The 20,061-nt window shown below is 38.2% G+C and carries 16 protein-coding genes, 2 tRNA genes and 1 other annotated feature; of the genes, 1 reads left to right on the top strand and 17 read right to left on the bottom strand.

Going from position 1 to position 20,061, the window contains the following annotated elements; translation table 11 throughout:
* Positions 1-8: 8 nt before the first annotated feature.
* The 7 genes from CPHY_RS04150 to melA form a co-directional block, all read right to left on the bottom strand.
* Positions 9-803, bottom strand: coding sequence for a carbohydrate ABC transporter permease (locus CPHY_RS04150; protein ID WP_157668651.1), 795 nt, complete (start codon positions 801-803; stop codon positions 9-11).
* Positions 804-908: 105 nt separating this feature from the next.
* Positions 909-1,844, bottom strand: coding sequence for an ABC transporter permease (locus CPHY_RS04145; RefSeq protein WP_012198805.1), 936 nt, complete (start codon positions 1,842-1,844; stop codon positions 909-911).
* The gene (locus CPHY_RS21600; RefSeq protein WP_157668650.1) at positions 1,841-1,981 is read right to left on the bottom strand and encodes a hypothetical protein; all 141 of its coding nucleotides are present in this window, start codon (positions 1,979-1,981) and stop codon (positions 1,841-1,843) included. Before CPHY_RS21600 ends, CPHY_RS04145 begins: the two co-directional genes overlap by 4 nt.
* A 141-nt stretch (positions 1,982-2,122) precedes the next feature.
* The gene (locus CPHY_RS04140) at positions 2,123-4,045 is read right to left on the bottom strand and encodes a sensor histidine kinase (protein WP_012198804.1); all 1,923 of its coding nucleotides are present in this window, start codon (positions 4,043-4,045) and stop codon (positions 2,123-2,125) included.
* A 25-nt stretch (positions 4,046-4,070) separates the two neighbouring features.
* Complete coding sequence (locus tag CPHY_RS04135) at positions 4,071-5,138, bottom strand: response regulator (protein WP_012198803.1); 1,068 nt, start codon at positions 5,136-5,138, stop codon at positions 4,071-4,073.
* Positions 5,139-5,189: 51 nt separating this feature from the next.
* Positions 5,190-6,089, bottom strand: coding sequence for a glycoside hydrolase family protein (locus CPHY_RS04130; protein WP_242657965.1), 900 nt, complete (start codon positions 6,087-6,089; stop codon positions 5,190-5,192).
* A 252-nt stretch (positions 6,090-6,341) separates the two neighbouring features.
* Positions 6,342-7,664, bottom strand: coding sequence for an alpha-glucosidase/alpha-galactosidase (gene melA, locus CPHY_RS04125; protein ID WP_012198801.1), 1,323 nt, complete (start codon positions 7,662-7,664; stop codon positions 6,342-6,344).
* Between the two features lie 124 nt (positions 7,665-7,788).
* Between melA and CPHY_RS04120 the strand changes: the two genes are divergently transcribed.
* Complete coding sequence (locus CPHY_RS04120; protein WP_012198800.1) at positions 7,789-8,574, top strand: AraC family transcriptional regulator; 786 nt, start codon at positions 7,789-7,791, stop codon at positions 8,572-8,574.
* Between the two features lie 182 nt (positions 8,575-8,756).
* Here the strand turns inward: CPHY_RS04120 and CPHY_RS04115 are convergent, their stop codons facing one another.
* From CPHY_RS04115 to CPHY_RS04070, 10 genes are all read right to left on the bottom strand, one after another.
* Positions 8,757-9,716: an ABC transporter permease gene (locus CPHY_RS04115; protein ID WP_012198799.1), complete on the bottom strand. Its 960-nt coding sequence runs from the start codon at positions 9,714-9,716 to the stop codon at positions 8,757-8,759.
* The gene (locus tag CPHY_RS04110; RefSeq protein ID WP_012198798.1) at positions 9,716-10,816 is read right to left on the bottom strand and encodes an ABC transporter permease; all 1,101 of its coding nucleotides are present in this window, start codon (positions 10,814-10,816) and stop codon (positions 9,716-9,718) included. The genes CPHY_RS04115 and CPHY_RS04110 overlap by 1 nt, the downstream gene beginning before the upstream one ends.
* Positions 10,809-12,344, bottom strand: a complete 1,536-nt coding sequence (locus CPHY_RS04105) for an ABC transporter ATP-binding protein (RefSeq protein ID WP_012198795.1) — start codon at positions 12,342-12,344, stop codon at positions 10,809-10,811. Before CPHY_RS04105 ends, CPHY_RS04110 begins: the two co-directional genes overlap by 8 nt.
* 438 nt (positions 12,345-12,782) lie before the next feature.
* Positions 12,783-13,955 carry a BMP family ABC transporter substrate-binding protein gene (locus CPHY_RS04100; RefSeq protein WP_012198794.1) on the bottom strand — a complete coding sequence of 391 codons (1,173 nt, stop codon included), beginning with the start codon at positions 13,953-13,955 and terminating at the stop codon, positions 12,783-12,785.
* 582 nt (positions 13,956-14,537) lie between these two features.
* Positions 14,538-15,182: a DUF998 domain-containing protein gene (locus tag CPHY_RS04095; RefSeq protein WP_012198793.1), complete on the bottom strand. Its 645-nt coding sequence runs from the start codon at positions 15,180-15,182 to the stop codon at positions 14,538-14,540.
* Between the two features lie 306 nt (positions 15,183-15,488).
* A tRNA-Met gene (locus CPHY_RS04090) sits at positions 15,489-15,562 on the bottom strand.
* 23 nt (positions 15,563-15,585) lie between these two features.
* Positions 15,586-15,658: transfer RNA gene (locus CPHY_RS04085), tRNA-Val, on the bottom strand.
* A gap of 118 nt (positions 15,659-15,776) precedes the next feature.
* Positions 15,777-16,979 (bottom strand): hypothetical protein, encoded by a 1,203-nt coding sequence (locus CPHY_RS04080; protein WP_012198792.1) that lies wholly within the window; start codon positions 16,977-16,979, stop codon positions 15,777-15,779.
* Between the two features lie 118 nt (positions 16,980-17,097).
* On the bottom strand, positions 17,098-18,306 hold the full coding sequence (gene tyrS, locus CPHY_RS04075; protein ID WP_012198791.1) for a tyrosine--tRNA ligase: 1,209 nt from the start codon (positions 18,304-18,306) through the stop codon (positions 17,098-17,100).
* A gap of 158 nt (positions 18,307-18,464) precedes the next feature.
* Positions 18,465-18,732, bottom strand: a binding site (T-box leader).
* A 68-nt stretch (positions 18,733-18,800) separates the two neighbouring features.
* Positions 18,801-19,664 carry a YitT family protein gene (locus CPHY_RS04070; RefSeq protein WP_012198790.1) on the bottom strand — a complete coding sequence of 288 codons (864 nt, stop codon included), beginning with the start codon at positions 19,662-19,664 and terminating at the stop codon, positions 18,801-18,803.
* Positions 19,665-20,061: the final 397 nt, after the last annotated feature.

Here is a 20,061-nt window from a genome sequence, read left to right as displayed (position 1 = left end):
CGAAGTACTTATTCCTTTACTGATCCCAACATAGCTCCTGCTGCAAAATGCTTTTGCAGGAATGGATACACAATTAAAATCGGGATCGTCGAAATAACAATCGTCGCCATCTTAATGGTCGTCGGTGCAATCTGAAGTACTCCAACGTCCACCATAGATGTATTATCTTCCATGAGAATCTGATACAATTTGATCTGCAGCGTCTGAACCTTGGGGCTGCGTAGGTAAATGAGGGGCTGCTGCAACGCATTCCAATGATTGACCCCATAGAACAGTATCATTGTAGCCATAACCGCTTTTGACATCGGAAGCACTATTTTAAACAGAATCCCAAACTCCCCACTCCCATCAATCCGGGCAGCATCTATCAGTTCTCCTGGCACCCCTGCAAAAAAGGACCGCATAATAAAGAAATTATATCCGCTGATCATTCCAGGCAGAATAACAGCCCAAATACTGTTATCTAAACCCATCCCCTTGATCACCAAATAGGAAGGAATCATCGGTGAAGTAAAAATCATAGTCAGGGTCACCATCAGCAATATAGGCTTTTTAAATTTAAACTCTGTTCTTGATAATGGATATGCCATCGTGGCCGTCATAACCAGATTAATCGTCGTTCCTAATAATGTAACTACAATAGAATTACGAAGCGCCACAAAGATATTTCGATTCTGAAAAACTTTTGAATAAGCTTCCACATTGAACCCCTTTGGCCAAAACAACACCGCATTCTGTTCAATAAATGTCTTACTGCTAAAGCTTTCTGAAACTACCTTAATCAGAGGAAGCACCATTATCATACACAAAAGGCTCAAAAGAATCGTGCTGATCCATATATACATCCGCCTCATCGGATTTACCTTAACTCTCATACTGTTTTACCATTCCCTTTCTGCAGTTTTTACCTAAAACAGACTTTCTCCGGTTGTTTTCTTGCTGAATATGTTACCTCCGTACAATAGCAGAAAGCCTACTACTGATTTAAAAAGCCCAACTGCCGTCGTATAGCTGTAACGTCCCTGTAAAAGTCCCGCCTTATAGATATATGTATCAAATGTCTCTAGCACAGAAGTATTGGAGGCATTTTGGAACACCCAGATACGTTCAAAGCCAAAATCCAGGAAATGGCCAATACGAAGTAGAAATAGTGTGATTATCACCGGTATAATGCTGGGAAGTGTAATGTTCAACATCTGTCGGAATTTTCCTGCTCCATCCAAGCTGGCTGCTTCATATAGGCTAGGGCTGATGGAAGTTATAGCTGCCAAATACACCACGGTTCCCCATCCAATTTCCTTCCATATACCTGAAAGTACCACGATCCCTCTGGCCAACTTGACCTCCGTCATGAAATAAACCGGTTCCATTCCCATCTTTTGCAGAATGATATTTATAAGCCCCTGGGAAGGTGACAACAGTTGCGTGATCACGATTCCTCCTAAGATGGTCCATGAGAGGAAATGTGGTAGATAGACAATTTGTTGAACTCCCTTTCTAAACCACGAACTGGAGATATCATTAATCATCAGGGCTAAAATAAGAGGTGCTGTAAAGCCAAAGAGCAGGTCATAAAAATTGATTATAATTGTGTTCTTCAAAATTGGTATGAAATCTCCATGTTGAAACAGCATGATAAAGTTTTTAAAACCTACCCATTTGGAGCCAGAAATACCTTTGAAAATATTATATTCCTGAAAAGCAATCACATTTCCAAACAGGGGAACGTACTTAAATATGATAAAATATAAAATTCCCGGAATAACCATGACATACAGCATCCGATATTTTTTCAAATTCCCCTTGATTTCTTTCCTTGAAAGCTGTTTTTCCAAGTCTGTCATACCGCCCCTCCTCTGCTTATTCCGGATATCCCAGCAATTTCAGTGCCTCCAATTGACTTACGCTTCACTGCCGCTAGAGCATCAGTACACCAGTATTCTGCAAATCCTCCAAGACTAATTTGTATACATCGCTTCATTCTACACATTCTCCTTTGCAGCGTCTAATTTTTTCTTCCTATTAGCAATTATATATAAATTAAAACTTGAAAACCTTAACTTTTCTCCTACTATGTTGTACTTTTTTACGAAATAATCAAATTTTTAGCTTATTTATTGTACTATATTACTTTATGTTTCAGACAAGGTAAGGCTAAGCGTATTGTGGTTCCTCCCTCTACATTGCGGAATAACAGAATTCCATAAGCTTCCCCATAAACAATCTGGATTCGTTTATTCACATTGATAAGCCCGATTCCAAATTTAACCCCCGGTACCTCCGACAAACGGTAGATATGCCCTTCTTCCATTTCCGGTATGCCGTTTCCGCTGTCTTCAATCTCTACAATAACATCATCTTCTTTCCTGGCCTGAATCCGGATAAAATCCTTTTCACTGACTCCCCCTTCGAACCCATGCTGAAACGCATTCTCCAAGATCGGCTGAATTGTCAGACGCAGGATCTGCTGATCCATGCAGGAATCCACATCCCATATGATCTGAGGCATAATCCGATGACGGTACCACATGATGGTCAAGTAATGATTCACATGGGCTACTTCATCCGCCAGTTGTACGGGCTCTAAGACATCCTGCACCGCATACCGGAACATACTACTAAGTGCACCGATCATTTGCTCTATTTCAGGTTGCTCCGCTTCCATGGCATAAGTATTGATTGCACCCAGAGTATTGTAAAGAAAATGAGGATTGATTTGTGTCTGCAGTGCCTGAAGCTGGGCCTTACGTTTTTCCAAATTATCCTGAGACTGTTGCAACTCTGCCTTATACACTTTTTTTATCAGTTCTTGAATTTTATCCACCATCCGATTGTATTGCTTCATCAAGGTACCAATTTCATTACCAGGGACGTATCCAATCACTTTTTTCCATTCTCCGCTGCCAATCTGATCCATATACCATTCCAACTGGTGGATTGGTTCCAAAATTGCCTTAGTGAACTGGTAACCCAGCCAGAGGGTCAGTGGTACAGCAATGAGAAGCATATATATTAAGATAGTTCTAACATTTTGAATGGGGTCTTCCATCTGGCCCACCGGGAGTTCTATGAGAGAAATCCATCCACTCAACTTGTCTGCACTGTAGGTGGTAAATACTCGCTCTCCATCCCTTTTAACGGTGAAACTGCCCTGAGTTCCCGAAAGTAGTGACATGTCCAGATACTCTGTCCCTGGCTTCCCGATTTTTTTTGTGTCCGTATGGAATATAATATCTTTGTCTTCATTGAGCACACAGACAGAACCTCCACGTACATTGATTCCAGAGAATATTTGACCAAGCATTCTCGCCTGTATTTCAATAATGACCGAACCCTTCATGCTGAAATAGTCACCTGCCGGAAACCTTCTGGCTGCTGTTAGATAAACAGTTTGAGAATTTTCTTTCAGTCTGCTCAAAAAAACAACAAATCTTCCATCTGCTGGAAGATTGTCCCTGTAAGCATAAGCCTTTTCTATAATAGCCTTATGGTTATATAAATTTTTATCATACTCCTGAGCTTCATCCCCGTAAATACTGTACTCAATACCACTATCACCGATGATGCTAAGCCTACCCACATACTTATTGTCCGTCAATATCCGTTTTAAAAAAAGCTGGTTGTCGCACCATTGCTTCATTTTGTACTTTTCATAAAAGTTTCCAGGTGATTGAACTACAAAGTTTTTTGTCTGCTCCTGATTCGCAATCTGCAAAGTCAGCCAGTCTAACTCTCTCATGGAACCGACAAGCTTATCATTGATATCTGTGGTAGCCTGCAACAGAATCTCCTCATACTGTTGCAGGATTTTCCTAGAACCATTAAAATAGCTGAACAGGGTGACGCACAGAATAGGTAGAAATACTAGTGCGATAAAGGCTGTGGCAAACTGTTGAAATAATGGCCGGTTTTCATAGCACTCCTTCAAACCGGACACCAAATTGCCCCTATGCTTAATCCAATTTCTCGCTCCTCGTTTGCTTGTCCCCTCCCTTTCTTTCCTTTCGTCTCCTGTCCTCTTGGCTCTCCATTTCAACAACTCCATCTTTCATTCAGCCTCCATGCGTTCTCTATCGTTTCTTTTTACCGTCTGACCGCTTCTTCTTATACTCACTGGGAGTCTGTCCTGTAATTTCCTTGAATACACGGATAAAATAAGTGGAATCGTTATATCCCACCTCCATGGCAATATCCGTAATATTTTTTCCACTCCAATTTAAAAGCTCCATGGCCTTGTGGATGCGAATCTCCGTGCGGAACTGTGCAAAAGTCTTCCCCATCTTTTCTTTAAAGATCTGGCTAAAATAATTGGTACTAAAGCCTGTTCTAGCAGCTAGGTCTGTGAGCATGATATCCTGATTATAATGCTCCTCTAGATATTTTTTCGCCATGCCCATCAGTACGTCCGTATAATCCGTATGGGATCTTTTATGCAAAAGGTCACTTCTGAGCTGAGTAATGAAGGTGGCTGTTTCATTTAAAATTTCTTCTCTTTCTGCAGACATACTAAAGTTAGGTTCCACATCAATAAGACATCCTGTCTTTAATGACAATTTTTCCGCCAGCAAACAACAAAAATTCTCCGATACCGGTAGACAGCGTTTATCTTTCACCTGCTCCATCGCTGCCCGGTAAAGCTTCATCCCTTTTTCCACATCCTTCTCCTGCCCCATCCATAGCCCCTGCTGCAGCAGCACCAGAATATTTTCAAGCTCCCTGTGTGGAATAGAATCATGCTTCTCTAAGTCTAGTTCCTCCAGCTGCGGCTGATTTCGATACAACACACTAGAAATTGACTGGATCAGTTCTTCACTGTGGACAGGCTTTAAAATATAATCCTTCACTGAATACCGAATGGCCTCTTTGGCATACTGAAACTCCGAATATCCCGATACAATAATGGTCTTTGCCACCATCCCAGTCTCAAAAATCTTCTGGCATAACGTCACTCCATCCATACCAGGCATTTTAATATCGGTAATGACTAAATCCACCGGTTGCTTTTGTAGCAGTGTCCATGCTTCCACCCCATCTTTTGCCTCGTACAGCCGATTGATATCCAATCCAGATCGTTCGATGATGATCCGATTGCCCTTTAATGCAAGCGGCTCATCATCTACAAGTAAAATTGAAAACACGCTATCCCTCCTCCATCTTCTGCTTAACCTACTCTTACGCCAACCATTTCCTTAGTTCATTGTATCATTCTTTAAGGGAATTACCATATTCCATGTCTTGGAAGCATCCCAAAAACCATTGGTTCCGTCGGATGTGGCAAAGAAAATGAAAGCCGGTTTTTCATTTTCAAACAAAATAAAAGGACGTTCCATATTTCCCATCCATCTTTCTTGCCCGTCATCCCAAAGCACCCTGCGGGAAAATGCAGCTTCACCATATTGAAGAGTCCAATCTTTTCCATCTATAGATCTAGCATATACGCCTCCATACTTTTCTCCGCAGATATTTCCCAACATGTCTTTTGCGATCATTCGGTATTCTCCTTCCTGCTTCCAGATAAAAGGGTCTTCCAGTTCCACATCATCTGGGAACAGCGAGCTGCCTTCTTTCCTCACATAAGGTGCCATATAGGAATCTGCCCATGCGACGTTTAAAGACATTGAACTATGAAGCTGGCCTAAGTAGGGTGGATTATTATAATGCCTATACTTATACATCATCAATACACTTCCATCTTCTTCAAAACAAGGTGCTGGGTTAGATGTTAACAAATTATCGAAGGAATCTGGACGGGTTGGAAGAATCGGTTCCGGAAACCGTTTCCATGGGCCGGTGATCCGGTCCGCCACAGCCACTCCTATTCTCTTGTTGGCTCGTGCAGTAATGACTTTGGGATTATCTAGGTCTATCTGCTCGCTTGCTGCAACATCTGCGAATGGATGTGTACTTCCTGTATAATAGAGCACCCAGGTATTCCCATATTTCATAATGTGTGGATTGTGAGTCATTCTTCCATCCCAGTACTGGGGGCCTCTGGCTGGGAAAATCGTCTCTTCATAGGTATAAGGACCTTCGGGACGCTCCGATACTGCCCGAACAATCTCCGATTCCAGTAGCCAGCCTGGATGCATAGGGAGCGTCCCCCGCCACCTGGAAGCAAACATATGATATCTTCCATCTTCCCCCTTTGCCACGCTTCCGCACCATACCCAATAATCTTCCATCCAAAAACCGCCGTTCTTTGGCGCAGGAAGCATCCGCTGTTTTAAATTATTGATTTTTTCCATAGTTTTCTCCTCTCACCCAGCGCAGCAGTTTATATTCAGCTGCACCCCGAAATCTACACGAGTCATGATGTTTATTGTGTGAATTTTCCAATCTCATTATTGGAATTCCGCCATGTAATCCCCATGAGCTGCAATTAGCTCATCACACATACAGCGGATATCAGAGATATTCAATTCTGCAGCTGTGTGAGGATCTAGCATGGCAGCTTGATAAATATGGCTACGATCTTTGGTTACTGCTGCTTCTATAGTCAAAAGCTGGACATTAATATTGGTCATGTTCATAGCAGCCAGTTGAACAGGTAGGCGACCCACATGGCATGGCGTGATTCCATTACCATCCACAAGACAAGGAACCTCCACGCAGGCATCTGAGGGAAGATTGTCAATTAAACCGTTGTTTAACACATTGCCTCCGATGACATAAGGTTTGTTGGTGACAATTGCTTCCATGATATAGGAGGCATATTCAGCAGATCGTGTATGGGTAATCTGACCATTTTGCAGGATTCCGACCTTTTCAGCCTCCCATTCTGCAATCTGCTTGATGCAGCGACGAGGATATTCATCCAGGGGAATGCCATACCCGTCAATCATCTCAGGATATCTGTTTTTGATAAAAAGCGGATTATACTCCGCATTGTGTTCGCTTGATTCGGTGCAGTAATATCCAAACTGGTTGATGTATTCATACCTAACCATATCTTTATGTGGGGAAGTAGAGTTCTTGACAACAGCTCTTTTTTTAATTTCAGGATACAGGTCATTACCATATCTATCCTGTATCTTTAACAACCATCCCATATGGTTAATTCCAGCAATCAGCTCCTTACGGCCCTCCAGCTTATCATCCATGCCAAGGTCCTTTAAGAGATGCTCTGAACACACCTGGACACTGTGGCAGAGGCCCACCGTACGGATATTGGTATAACGCTGCATATAGCCAGTCAGAATGGCCATGGGATTCGTATAATTGAGGAATAGGGCGTCTGGGCACATCTCCTCCATATCTGCAGCAAATTCCTGAATGACTGGAATTGTGCGTAGTCCTCTCATAATGCCGCCGATGCCTAGTGTGTCAGCAATGGTCTGGCGTAGACCGAATTTCTTCGGTATCTCAAAATCTATAATAGTACTAGGATCGTAACCGCCTACCTGGATGGCATTGACCACAAAGCTTGCACCCTTTAAAGCAGCCTTTCTATTTTCCACTCCTAAATAAGTTTTTATAACAGCCTTTCCCTCGTTTACATTTTTGTTGATTGCGTCCAATATTATTTTAGAATCTGAAAGCCGTTCAGCATCAATGTCATATAAGGCTATCTCGCTTTCACAAAGCGCTTCGGTGCACATACAATCTCCTAATACATTCCTTGCAAATATGGTACTTCCCGCACCCATAAACGTAATTTTAATCATAATATTCTCCTTTACTTATTATTGTATTTTCAAGAAACCATTGTATAATGAGACTGATGGAATAGATATCTAAAATGTTTCCTAATGATTGTAAAAATGTTGAATACAAGAATGGAGGGTACTCATGAGCTCTATGAGAGTTTTTTATAGTGGATGGGAGGAATGCGAAGCTGGCCACTTCTTCGGGCCAGCGATACGCCATCATTATCTGATGCATATAATTCTAAAAGGAAGGGGGTTCTATCAAGCGTCAGGGCATACATATACTCTTGGAAAAGGACAGGCGTTTCTAATCTACCCTGAAGAAATCACTTATTATCAGGCTGACAAGAAGGAACCATGGATATATGCTTGGGTATCTTTTGACGGACCAGACGTGGAAAAACTCCTGGATCAGACTTGCTTTCGAATGAACCGATATGTTTCCCCAGCAATCATTAGAGATAGAGACGTAAAAAAAATCCAGGATCTTCTTTCAGCCTTTCATCAGCACGACAGTAATCCCATAGATCTGGAAGGATGTTTTTATAGAGTTTTGGCTTTATTTTATGGTGAGACAGAAAAAGGGACGCAACAATATGAACGGAGATATTATGAGAAAGCAGTAGAATATATAGAGCAAAATTATGGATACCCGTTAAAAATCGGTGATCTGGCTGGTTACGTCGGCATAGATAGAACTTATTTATATAAGATTTTTATGGAATTCGCCAAATGCGCTCCCAAGCAGTATCTCCAGCAATTCCGATTGAAGGAGGCCATGGGCATGCTATCAGAGGGCAAGTTTTCTGTCACTGAGGCAGCATACTCCTGTGGCTTTCACGATGCGGCAGCGTTCTGTCATGTTATGAAGAAAAAAACCGGCATGACACCTTTGGAATTCCAGGCTTCTCAGACTATGTATAAATAGCATTTTCAATAAAACAATCAAAACACGTAGGATTTTATGTTCATATATAAAGTTCAGAACAAAAGATGTAGAATCTCTAGTTATAAAAAGAGTGTCCAAAAACAGACTCCTGAAACCCTTCCGTTTTTGAACACTCCACCTCTTCTACCGATCACCGATTCAGTTAAATGTTTCTCTATGCTCTAACGCTCCTCACGGAAATAATTCACTCCACAAGAAGCTGGTTGAGCATTCTTCTTTGAATTCTTTACTGACGCCATAATTAAAACAATAGTCGTAATAATATATGGAATCATATCGTAGATTGCACCTGGAATTCCAACAGAACTAGGTACATAATACTTTAATTGGCGAAGAGCACCAAAGATAAAAGCACCAAAGATTGCTTTTTTAGGATTCCAGGAAGCAAAGATAACAAGTGCTACAGAAATCCATCCAAGACCGTTTACACAGTCACTGATCCAAACACCTTTATTGATAATCATAATGGTAAATGCACCACCGATTCCACAGATACCACCGCCAAGACATACATTAATGTACTTCCACTTAGTAACCTTTATACCAGCAGCGTCTGCAGCAGCAGGGTTTTCACCAATTGCTCTAACGTTAAGCCCGCGTTTTGTACGATTAAAATAGAATGCAAGAAGAATCGCTATAATAATTCCAAGGTAAACAAATGGATTATAAGAAAATAGCAAAGGTCCGATTACAGGAATATCACTAAGAACAGGAATTTGAATTGCCCTCATCTGTGCAGTGATATTTTCTGGAAGTTTTAAGGATTCTACACCTAAGCTTTTTCTAGCAAAGTGACCGCAAAAATTTGCAAGTCCTACACCAAAAATGGTTAAGGTTAAACCTGTAACATTCTGGTTTGCCATAAACGTAATCGTTAAGATACCATAGATTAGTGCAGCTAACGCTCCGGCCAAAAATGCTGCAAGAATCGCAATCACAAAGCTATCTGTAGTATATCCCGCCATAAAACCAGCAAAAGCTCCGATTGCCATCATACCTTCTACACCTAAATTTAAGTGACCAACCTTCTCAGTAACGATTTCACCCAAGGTACCAAAAAGGATTGGAGTACCAGAGGTTATGGAGGCTGCAATAAAAATAATGATCATACCAAAATCCATTATGCCTTACCTCCTTTTTTTCTTACTGCAAATTTATAGCGAATAAAGAACTCACAACCAATAACAAAGAAAAGAATAATTCCTTGGAGAACATCTGCACAGGCTTCTGAAACGCCAAAAGTAGATTCTACAACGCTACTTCCCTTTTCCATGATACTGAATAAAGTAGCAATGACAAAAATAGATAATGGTTTTAAGTTAGCTAACCAAGCAACAATAATTGCAGTAAAACCAACACCTCTTGAGACACCCTCTGTCATAGTACCAGCATTACCACTAACTTCAATCATACCAACCAAACCACAGATTGCACCACTTAAAAACATAGTACGAAGAATAATGCGTTTTACATTCATACCCGCATAACTTGCAGTGGCTTGACTTTCTCCGACTACGTCAACCTCATAGCATTGTTTTGTAAACTTCGTATAGATGAATACAACAATAAGTACAATAATGGCAATAATCCAGCCTGCATGAATACCGAACACTTTATCTAATCGAGCTTCTGCAGGGAATATAGCAAATTTTTTGTAACCTGGAGAAGTAGGATCTGCCCATGGTCCTTCTCTTAAAAATACAACAAAATTAAGTGCGATATAATTTAGCATTAACGTAAATAATGTCTCATTTGTATTATATTTTGCCTTAAAATATGCTGGTAATAGTCCTGTTAAACCGCCACCAATCATACCAGCAATTATCATGACTGTGATTAATAGCCAATGTGGCATGTCTCCATGAAAAATAGCAAAATAAGATGCGAATACGGCACCCATAATGATCTGACCTTCAGCACCAATATTCCAGAATTTCATACGAAATGCCAAGGTAATACCAAGAGAGGTAATCAATAATGGAATCATTATCTTTACCGTACCTTGAAATGCTAACTTCGAACGAAATGCTCCTTTTACCATGGTTGTATATACTGCAAATGGATTATTTCCGATACTTAAAATAAAGATTGCTCCGGCAATTAATGCTAAGAAAAGAGCTGCAAGCCTTAGGGCTAACGCACGATTTTTAGGTAACTCTGCTCGTTTTATTGTTCGAATAAGTGGTTCGCTTTTTCCTGATTTTCCAATACTTTTACTCACCCTTAGCCACCTCCTTCGTACTTCCACCAGTCATTAAGATACCAAGCTCTTCTTTGGTAGTCTTTTTCGCATTTACGATTCCGGTAATCTTTCCATGGCAAAGAACCATAATATTATCGCATAGTTCCAAGAGAACATCCAAATCCTCTCCAACATAAATGACTGCTACATTCTTTTTCTTTTGTTCATTTAATAGATTATAAATCATGTAAGAAGAATTAATATCTAGTCCACGTACTGGATAAGCCGTGATTAGTACATTTGGACAAGATTCTATTTCACGTCCTAATAAAACTTTCTGAACATTACCACCAGACATCAGGCGAACCGGCGTTTCAATTCCAGGTGTTACTATGGATAACTTCTTCACAAGCTCACTAGCTAACTTTTTCGCAGGTTTTCTTCTGACAAATGGACCTTTTCCCTTTTTATAACTCTTAAGTAGTATGTTATCTGTCATACCCATGGAGGCTACTAAGCCCATACCAAGTCGATCTTCTGGTACGAAGCTCATACTAATTCCAAGGCTAATGATATCCAGAGGAGTTTTCCCTACAATATTTTCTTTATTATATAAAATTGCACCTTTTTTTACTTTCAATAAACCAGCAATTCCTTCGCAAAGTTCTTTCTGTCCACTGCCAGCAACACCAGCAATTCCTAGAATTTCACCAGTACGAATTTCAAAACTTACATCTTCGATACCTCTTGTACCATCGGAGGAATCAATCGTTAAGTCTACACATTTTAATATCGCTTCCTTCTTCGCCACTTCCGGTCGGTCAATTTCAAGATTAACTGCTCTACCAACCATAAGTTCCGTAAGCGAATTTACATCACATTCTGCTGTTACAACTGTTTCAATACTTTGTCCTTTTCTTAAGATGGTAACACGGTCACTAATCTCAAGAACTTCATTTAGTTTGTGCGTAATGATAATAACAGAATTTCCTTGTTCTTTCATCTTACGAAGAATTTTGAAAAGTTTCTCCGTTTCCTGTGGAGTAAGTACAGCTGTTGGCTCGTCTAAGATAAGGATACGAGCACCTCTATATAAAACCTTTAAGATTTCTACTGTCTGCTTTTCACTGACTGACATATCATAGACTTTCTTATCGGAATCCACTTCTAAGCCAAACCTATTACAAATTGTATTAATCTTTTCCTTCATTGCTTTTGGAGATTCTAATTTTTCTTTCGTCCCTAACACAATATTCTGAGCGGCAGTAAATACTTCTACTAATTTAAAATGCTGGTGTATCATACCAATCCCTAAACTAACTGCATCCGTTGGAGAATTAATCATCGCTTCTTCTCCGCTAACATAGATAGAACCTTCGTCTGGATAATATATACCAGAAAGCATATTCATTAATGTTGTTTTACCGGAACCATTCTCTCCTAAGAGCGCTAAGATTTCACCTTGTTTTACATTTAAGTTGATGTGGTCATTTGCCACAACACTACCGAAGGTTTTGGTTATCCCTTTGCATTCAATTGCATAAACAGGTTCTTTCCCCTTCTCCATAAGATATCCTCCATGTCCTTTTCTTCTACAATTTTCTTGAAATTATGACATTCCCAATCATACTATCTATACCAAGTAAAGTCAATTTATCCTTTATCTAGAATTAAAATAACTATATACTAATTATGGATACTACAATCTCATAACATCCTTGTGTACCACATTTCTTAATTACATTTCTTAATCACATTACTTAATCACTTTACTTAATCACTTTACTTAATCACTTTACTTAATCACTTTACTTAATCACTTTACTTAATCACTTTACTTGATCAATTTCTCAATCATATTACTTATTCACATTACCTTAATTAATAACTAGATTACGAACCAAAAATCAACTTTTCAAACATAATATGGGTGTTGCAAACAATGTTATTTTCTATTTGCAACACCCTAAAATTATAATCCCTCAATTAAAATTATTTTAATTAATTAGTCTTCCACTACATTCTTGAAATACCAGTTGATACCAGCAGTAATTGTAGCATCATCTAAAGATTTTCCTTCTTCACCAATAGTTTGACCATCATTAGTTTCGATAGCACCAGTGAATACATCCCATTCACCAGACTTAATCTTTGCTTCAGCTTCCGCAATTTTCTCTTCTGTACCTGGTGCACAAAGATCAGATAATGGAGAAATATTGATTAAACCTTCTGCCATACCACCAAAGTAGTTACTTCCATCCCAAGTTCCTTCAATAACAGATTTAACTGCTGTAGTGTAGTATGCTGACCAATTCCAAAGAGCAGAAGTAAGAACTGCCTTTGGAGCATCCTTAGTCATATCAGAGTTATAACCAACGCCAAATACTCCAGCTGCTTCTGCTGCTGTCATAGGGTTTGGTGTATCACAGTGCTGACCAATTACATCACATCCAAGAGCGATTAAAGCTTCCGCTGCCGCTGCTTCACCTTCAGGAGAAAACCAGCTACTAGTTGTTTTTACATAAACCTTAGCTTCTGGGTTTACAGAGTAAACACCCATTGCAAATGCATCAAGACCACCAGTTACCTCAGAGTTTTCTTTACCCCAAGCTGCTACATAACCAATCTTATTACTTGTAGTCTTTAATCCAGCTGCGATACCTGTTAAGTATCTAGCTTGATAAATTCTGCCGAAATAGTTATTAAAGTTGCTACCATTTGATTTATATCCTGTACCATGAGAAAAGATTACATCCGGATGCTCTACAGCCAAAGCTTCAACAGTATCCATGTATCCCCAGCTTGTAGCGAAGATTAATTTTGCTCCCTCTTCGATACACTCTTCAATTGCGTTACGAATTGCTACAGGATCCTGATCATTTACATTGTTCTTTCTAATAATCTGATTATCATTTAAGCCGATATTCTTCTGCATACCCTGAATACCAACATCATGAGTATATGTATAACCAGAACCTTCCGCAGGGTTAGTGATGTGGATTACACCAATCTTTAAGTCTTCTTTAGCGATTGGAGCAAATAAGTCTTTCTTATCTCCATCTACAGAATTCTCACTTCCCACTGGTGCTTTTGTTTCTTCATCCTTTTTTCCACAACCTGCAAATAAGGTTGCTGCTAGAGCTACTGTCATAAGTAAGCTGAGCGCTTTCTTCTTCATAATACGATTCCTCCCGTTAATTTGTAAGCTGCATTTTTATGTCGCCTACCCGTAAAAACTTTGGATAATTGCATGCCGATCAATAACAAAATGCAGATATGTAATTGGCATCTTCCTTTGACTTGTATCGGACATGTTGAATTATAGTTGATTTTAGCGCCTATTTCAATATTAGTAGTTATTATAATTAGTAATGCTTTCTATGATTTGTACTTATAAATAAATGGGCTTTGGAACAATTCTAGCCTTATAAATCGGTTTTTGAACTCTTACTAACTACCTTTTGGCATTAAAAAATGCGTAGGTTTATTTCAAACCGACGCAACTATTAAAATTATATTATTTAATGCAGGTTGTTATTTTGTTTATAACATAATCATGTTCTCTTATAAAGTGATTCACGATTTTCGAATTAAACGCCCCCGTACACATTACCTTGCAACTATTAAGTAAAGCCGCCAGATTATCTAAATCAGATAACTCCATGGCAATACCTCTTGATGGATTATATAAATAATATATATGACTAAATTATGTTCTATAGAACAAAGCATGTTCTAGATAAAGTAAGGAGCCACTCTTTTATCGAGCGGCTTCCTCAATTAACCTGTTTTTTCTAAACGTATAAACCCAAGATAATATTACGGTCAGGGCATGAACGGTGTAAAAGATAATCCTCTCAATAAAACCTAAAATATGATATCCGTTTAGTATCGCATAAAGGTGCCAAAGGTTAAATACAACAAAGAAAAGAAATGCCACAAGAGTTATAAGACCTAAAATTTTTAATTTCTCCTGTTTTAAATACCCAATTGTAATCAATAAAATGGAAAGAGCAGTAGCACAGAGTATTGTGACAGTAACTACCACATGGATAATATCATTTTTGCTGAAAATAAGCACCATACTTATTGGATAACCACCATACCCAATCACAGATATTAATGCTGAAGCAAACATAACCGTGTATCCTAATTTAACATATATGTGGTATTTGCTGAAAGATAAGATAGTCATCCCTAAGGAGAATAATAAAAAGCAGACTGTATAGGTATTCAAAAAAAACCGCATGAGATGAACATGCGGCGCCTCATCTGTAACCAATTTGCTGACGTACGTCGTTATAGGGTTATATTCTGGCCAAAGAATTTTCCCAAATACATCAAGTAAAAGGAAAGAAAGGACGCCTATCATCCCAAATGGAATAAGCCACTTATTTAATTTCATAAAATGCCTCCAATCGAAATATAAAAAACAAAAGGCGAGCCTTTGCCCTCCCTGTCTTAAAACTTCATCCTGTTTAAATTTTCAACTTTGGTATTATGTGAATACCTCCAATATTTTTATGTATTATCTTCATATTTGAATATTTTATTCATTATATTGTTAATGGGGTGAATAGAGATCGTCGTGAATAGAATTTGGGATTTCCATAGGATTTAAGATTTGATAAATCAAAAAAGCCTGCAGACTGGAAGTATTACCAGCCTGCAGGCTTTTTTTGTTGCATTACTGTGCAACGTCTTTAGAGAATAGCGAAAGAGGGATTTGAACCCACGACCCTACGGGTATGAACCGTATGCTCTAGCCAACTGAGCTATTTCGCCATATTTATTTTTTTCCGTAAAAATGGGACCTATAGGGCTCGAACCTATGACCCTCTGCTTGTAAGGCAGATGCTCTCCCAGCTGAGCTAAGATCCCATATCACTGTCTCGTTTCTCACGAGCACATTTATTATTATATTTAGGAAGACGAGTTTTGTCAAGCAATTTTTTAAAACTTTTTAATGGCATATTAATCCATTTGTTTAACCTAGTTTTTACCTTTCTTTTGATATCAGAAGAACAAGTATCCCCTGTTCAAAAATTCCCTCTTCCTTCACCAGATACCGAACTCCTCCAAGATAAAGTTGATACTGAAACAGATAGGTTCGATCAAACTGACGACTGATATAACGATAATGTTCTTCAAAATTAAACCCTATCTTATTCGATAATTCCTTAAGACTCATGTGTTTACGATGCAATGAATTTTGATTCTCAAAAAAGCAGGAAAAATGATGATTGGATCGAATCTTTCCTGTTAATAAATCTACGATAAATACTTCTTGATTATTATCGTGAAGTACCGCTAATTCCTGATATAGAACCGATGCAATTTGTTTTCTCTTCTTTTCTCTCCGACGACGAAAAACAAAATATAGGAGGGTGATAAAAAAAGCCAGTCCCATAATGATAGAAGAAGTCCATAACGCTACTCCTTCCTTCATACCCCCAATAGGTCTAAGATATCGGATTTCTGCTGTTGATGTCTGCTCTAACTTATTGTAATTATCATAAAAAGGTAGAAATTTTTTCATAAATCTTAATAAAACTTTCTGTTGATTTGATATTACAATATACTCTTGTAATGGAAATGTCACATCAGAAACTAGATACAGATCTTTTCCCTCTTGTAGATATGACTCATAGGTACTATATTTTATCAACATACCTTCTATCTCGCCATCCAAAACTGCATGGCATAAATCTGTAGCCGTATTAAAAAGTATGGTGTGCTCTTCTAAAATAGTATCTTTGATGTAACTACTAAGGTACTCCTCTACTCCCCAATAAGCATATGGTACTTCTTGGGCAGTCATGTCTTTCTTCCTTGTGACTAGTACTAAACTTTCTTCCTTGTTAGATAATATCGAAGTTGCGCAATCTATTACGAATGGATGACCAAATACTATGGAAAGATTATCTTCCTCCATTTCTGCGACAACACTGTTTAGTTCCTCTTGCTCTATTAGTTGTAGAGGTAAGTTTATTTTATCGATAAGCAGGGATACCATCTCTTGATAGTACCCCTGTTGTTTTGCTGTCGCAGCTTGTATCTCATCTACTCCAACTATACTATAATGCAACGGCTGCTTCTTATCTCTTAGCTTCGATATAATATCTTGATTGTCCTCAATAAACTTTCTAAGACTAGTATTCTTATCAATTTTTTCCTCTTGACTAGGTTGGTCATACTTCATTTGGCCAACTTCCTCCGTCTATAAAATTTTCTTATTCTTATATACTATAATTTTTCTTATTTACATTTGTATATGTCAATTCTATGATACTATACTAGATACATATCGGCAATATTTCTTAAAAAACTAATCGTACAAACTTCTTCTTTCCAATTTTTAAGACATTTTCTTGTTCTGTTAAAACACAGTCAATATCCAATACCTTTTCTCTGTTTAACTGTACTCCACCTTGCTTAATTAACCTACGGAATTCACTTGCAGAAGGAACAAGTCCTTCGCTTGCTAATACACCAGCAACTGAAGCTAAGCTATCCTGCTCTTTTTCAAGTTTAATCACAGGCATATCCTCAGGGATCTCACCTTCTTTAAATACTTGCTCAAAGTATTCCTCTCCAGCCTTAGCTCCCTCTTCTCCATGGTAAAGATTTGTAATAATTCGAGCTAAGATAAGCTTAATATCTCTTGGATTTTTTCCCTGCTCCATCTCGATACGTAATTTTTCAATATCATCTGGATGCTCATCTGTAACAAGTTCAAAGTAACGGAATATTAACTGATCCGGAACCTCCATTACTTTCTTGAACATAACCTGAGGAGATTCGCTTACACCAATATAGTTACCAAGACTCTTACTCATCTTTTCTATACCATCAAGACCTTCAAGGATTGGCATAAACATAGCAATTTGCTGAGACATTCCAACTGATTTTTGTAAAGTTCTTCCCATTAAAATGTTAAATGTCTGATCTGTTCCTCCTAATTCAATGTCCGCTTTTATTTCGACGGAATCATAGCCTTGCATTAAAGGATAGAAAAATTCATGTAGACCGATTGCTTCTTGATTTTTGTAACGATTTTGAAAATCATCACGCTCTAATAATCTTGCTACAGTCATACTGGAAGCTAATGATATTACTTGTTCAAAGTTAAGTTTTGATAACCACTCGCTATTAAAGCGAACCTCTGTTTTCTCTCTGTCTAATACTTTAAATATCTGCTCCATGTAGGTAGCTGCATTCTCTTTCACCTGTTCATCGGTAAGAGGTTTTCTTGTCTTCGATTTTCCAGTAGGATCACCGATACGACCAGTAAAATCTCCGATAATAATAATCGCTCTATGCCCCAAGTCTTGCATCTGCTTGATTTTACGAAGAACAACTGTATGGCCCAGATGAATATCTGGTGCAGAAGGATCAAGTCCAAGCTTAATTGTGAGAGGGTTGTTCTGTTCCACGGAAACCTTAAGCTTTTCTCTTAACTCCTCCTCACGCATCATATCCAATACGCCTTTTTTAATAATTTTAATTTGTTCATCCACACAAATCATGTCATTTCTCTCCTTTTCTTCACTATCCCATCAAGTTTTATCGCTATGAAGATCAAAGACCGTTTTCTCAAGTCATGAGCGTTCTTAGGGGAGCGTTTTATTCGATTAAGGTACTTTATTCCAACTCTAAACGAAAAAAAACCGCCCTCTGAATTACTTCAGAGGGCGGGATATTATCACGCGTTACCACCTCAATTTTATTAACTGTTCGCACAGCTAATCTCTTCGAGTACTCATCCTTACCGATGGTTATACTCTAGCACGATAACGGGTGCAGGATACCGTCAACAGCCTACTTAAACTATTATAGTCGTTCGGTGTGAAGCTCAAAGATGTATTCAAAATCTGCTCTCTTGCGCCTCTCATCTACCGGCAACTTTCTGTTAGATTACAATGATTTTTACTCTTTCTTATCATAGCCTATGATTTATTTACTTGATTTTATGATTATAACAAACGTAATTCTAGCTGTCAACCCCATAATAAGCCACTTTCTACTCTGTTTTTTTCGTTATGTACTTCTTTCCTTCACTAAAACCTCTGCCTCTTACTTCACTGACACGACTAATCATGACAAAGGCATCTTCATCTATTTTATGAATTAATTTTTCCACTTTATAAAGTTCCCTGTTGGAAACTACACTAAGTAAAATGTCAGTCTCTTTTTCTAAATAACCTGTTTGTCCATGGAAAAGAGTAACACCTCTATCAATCTCAGATATGATTGCTTCTTTAATAAGCTCTACTTTACTACTTACCACTTTTAATTGCATCTTATTCGTACCAAACATCAGAAGCTTATCCAAAACAATGGTGTAGGTTAAAACTAAAACTATACCATATAGAACTTTTTCTTTTTCTCCAAAGATAGCCTGTAGTGCGAGAATAATACAGTCCGCAACATATAAAGTTATGGATACAGGTATATGCAGATACTTGTTCAGTATCAATGGTGGTATATCCATTCCTCCTGTGCTTGCACCCACCCTGATAACAAGTGCAATAGATGTACCTATACAGAGTCCACCAAAGAGAGTGCATAAAAAGATATCATTTGTTACTATAAACTCTCCAACTATTTTTTGTAATAAACCAAGTGCAAATGGAAAACAAAATGTACTCACCAATGTAGTCAATGCAAAACTTCTTCCCAAGATAAACAAACCTAATAAAAACATAATAAGATTAAATCCAAATACAAAATAGGATACTGGCAAACCAGAAAAATAATTTACACTCAACGCTATCCCCGTCGTACCTCCAGTAATTAATCCGGAAGGTAGAATAAAAAATACTACCCCTGCTGCGTAAAGAAAATTACCAAATATGATAATTAACAAATTACGTAATAGTTTCACCCTATTTTAACCTCCATTTCTGTACACGCTTACCACGCATCCGAAGTTTGCGCCAAGGATAACTCAGAAACAAAAACTCTTGGCTTGTTTTTTTCACACTAAATCTGTTCAAAAAAACGTCTGTTAGATTTTCCCTAACAGACGTGGATCAAGGCAACTGCCTAATACATCTTATAGATTTCATTCAATTTTCTTAATTATTTATACCACAGCCTGAGTGAAACATCAATACTATTCCTCTACGATTTTATTAAAAACAATAGCCATTCTACAATTCCTATGTTATAATTTTTTTGGATAAATTATACTGTAGAGCAAAGATTGTTTTTATGGAATAATACTATCCAGTAGGTTTATTTTCACTGAATAAACATAAGTTAATACAACTGCATAGTTA

The sequence above is a fragment of the Lachnoclostridium phytofermentans ISDg genome (assembly GCF_000018685.1).
GTDB classification, from domain to species: Bacteria; Bacillota; Clostridia; order Lachnospirales; family Lachnospiraceae; genus Lachnoclostridium; species Lachnoclostridium phytofermentans.
The sequence above is the reverse complement of the archived record's forward strand: the minus strand, read 5'-3'. Positions and strand labels throughout refer to the sequence as shown.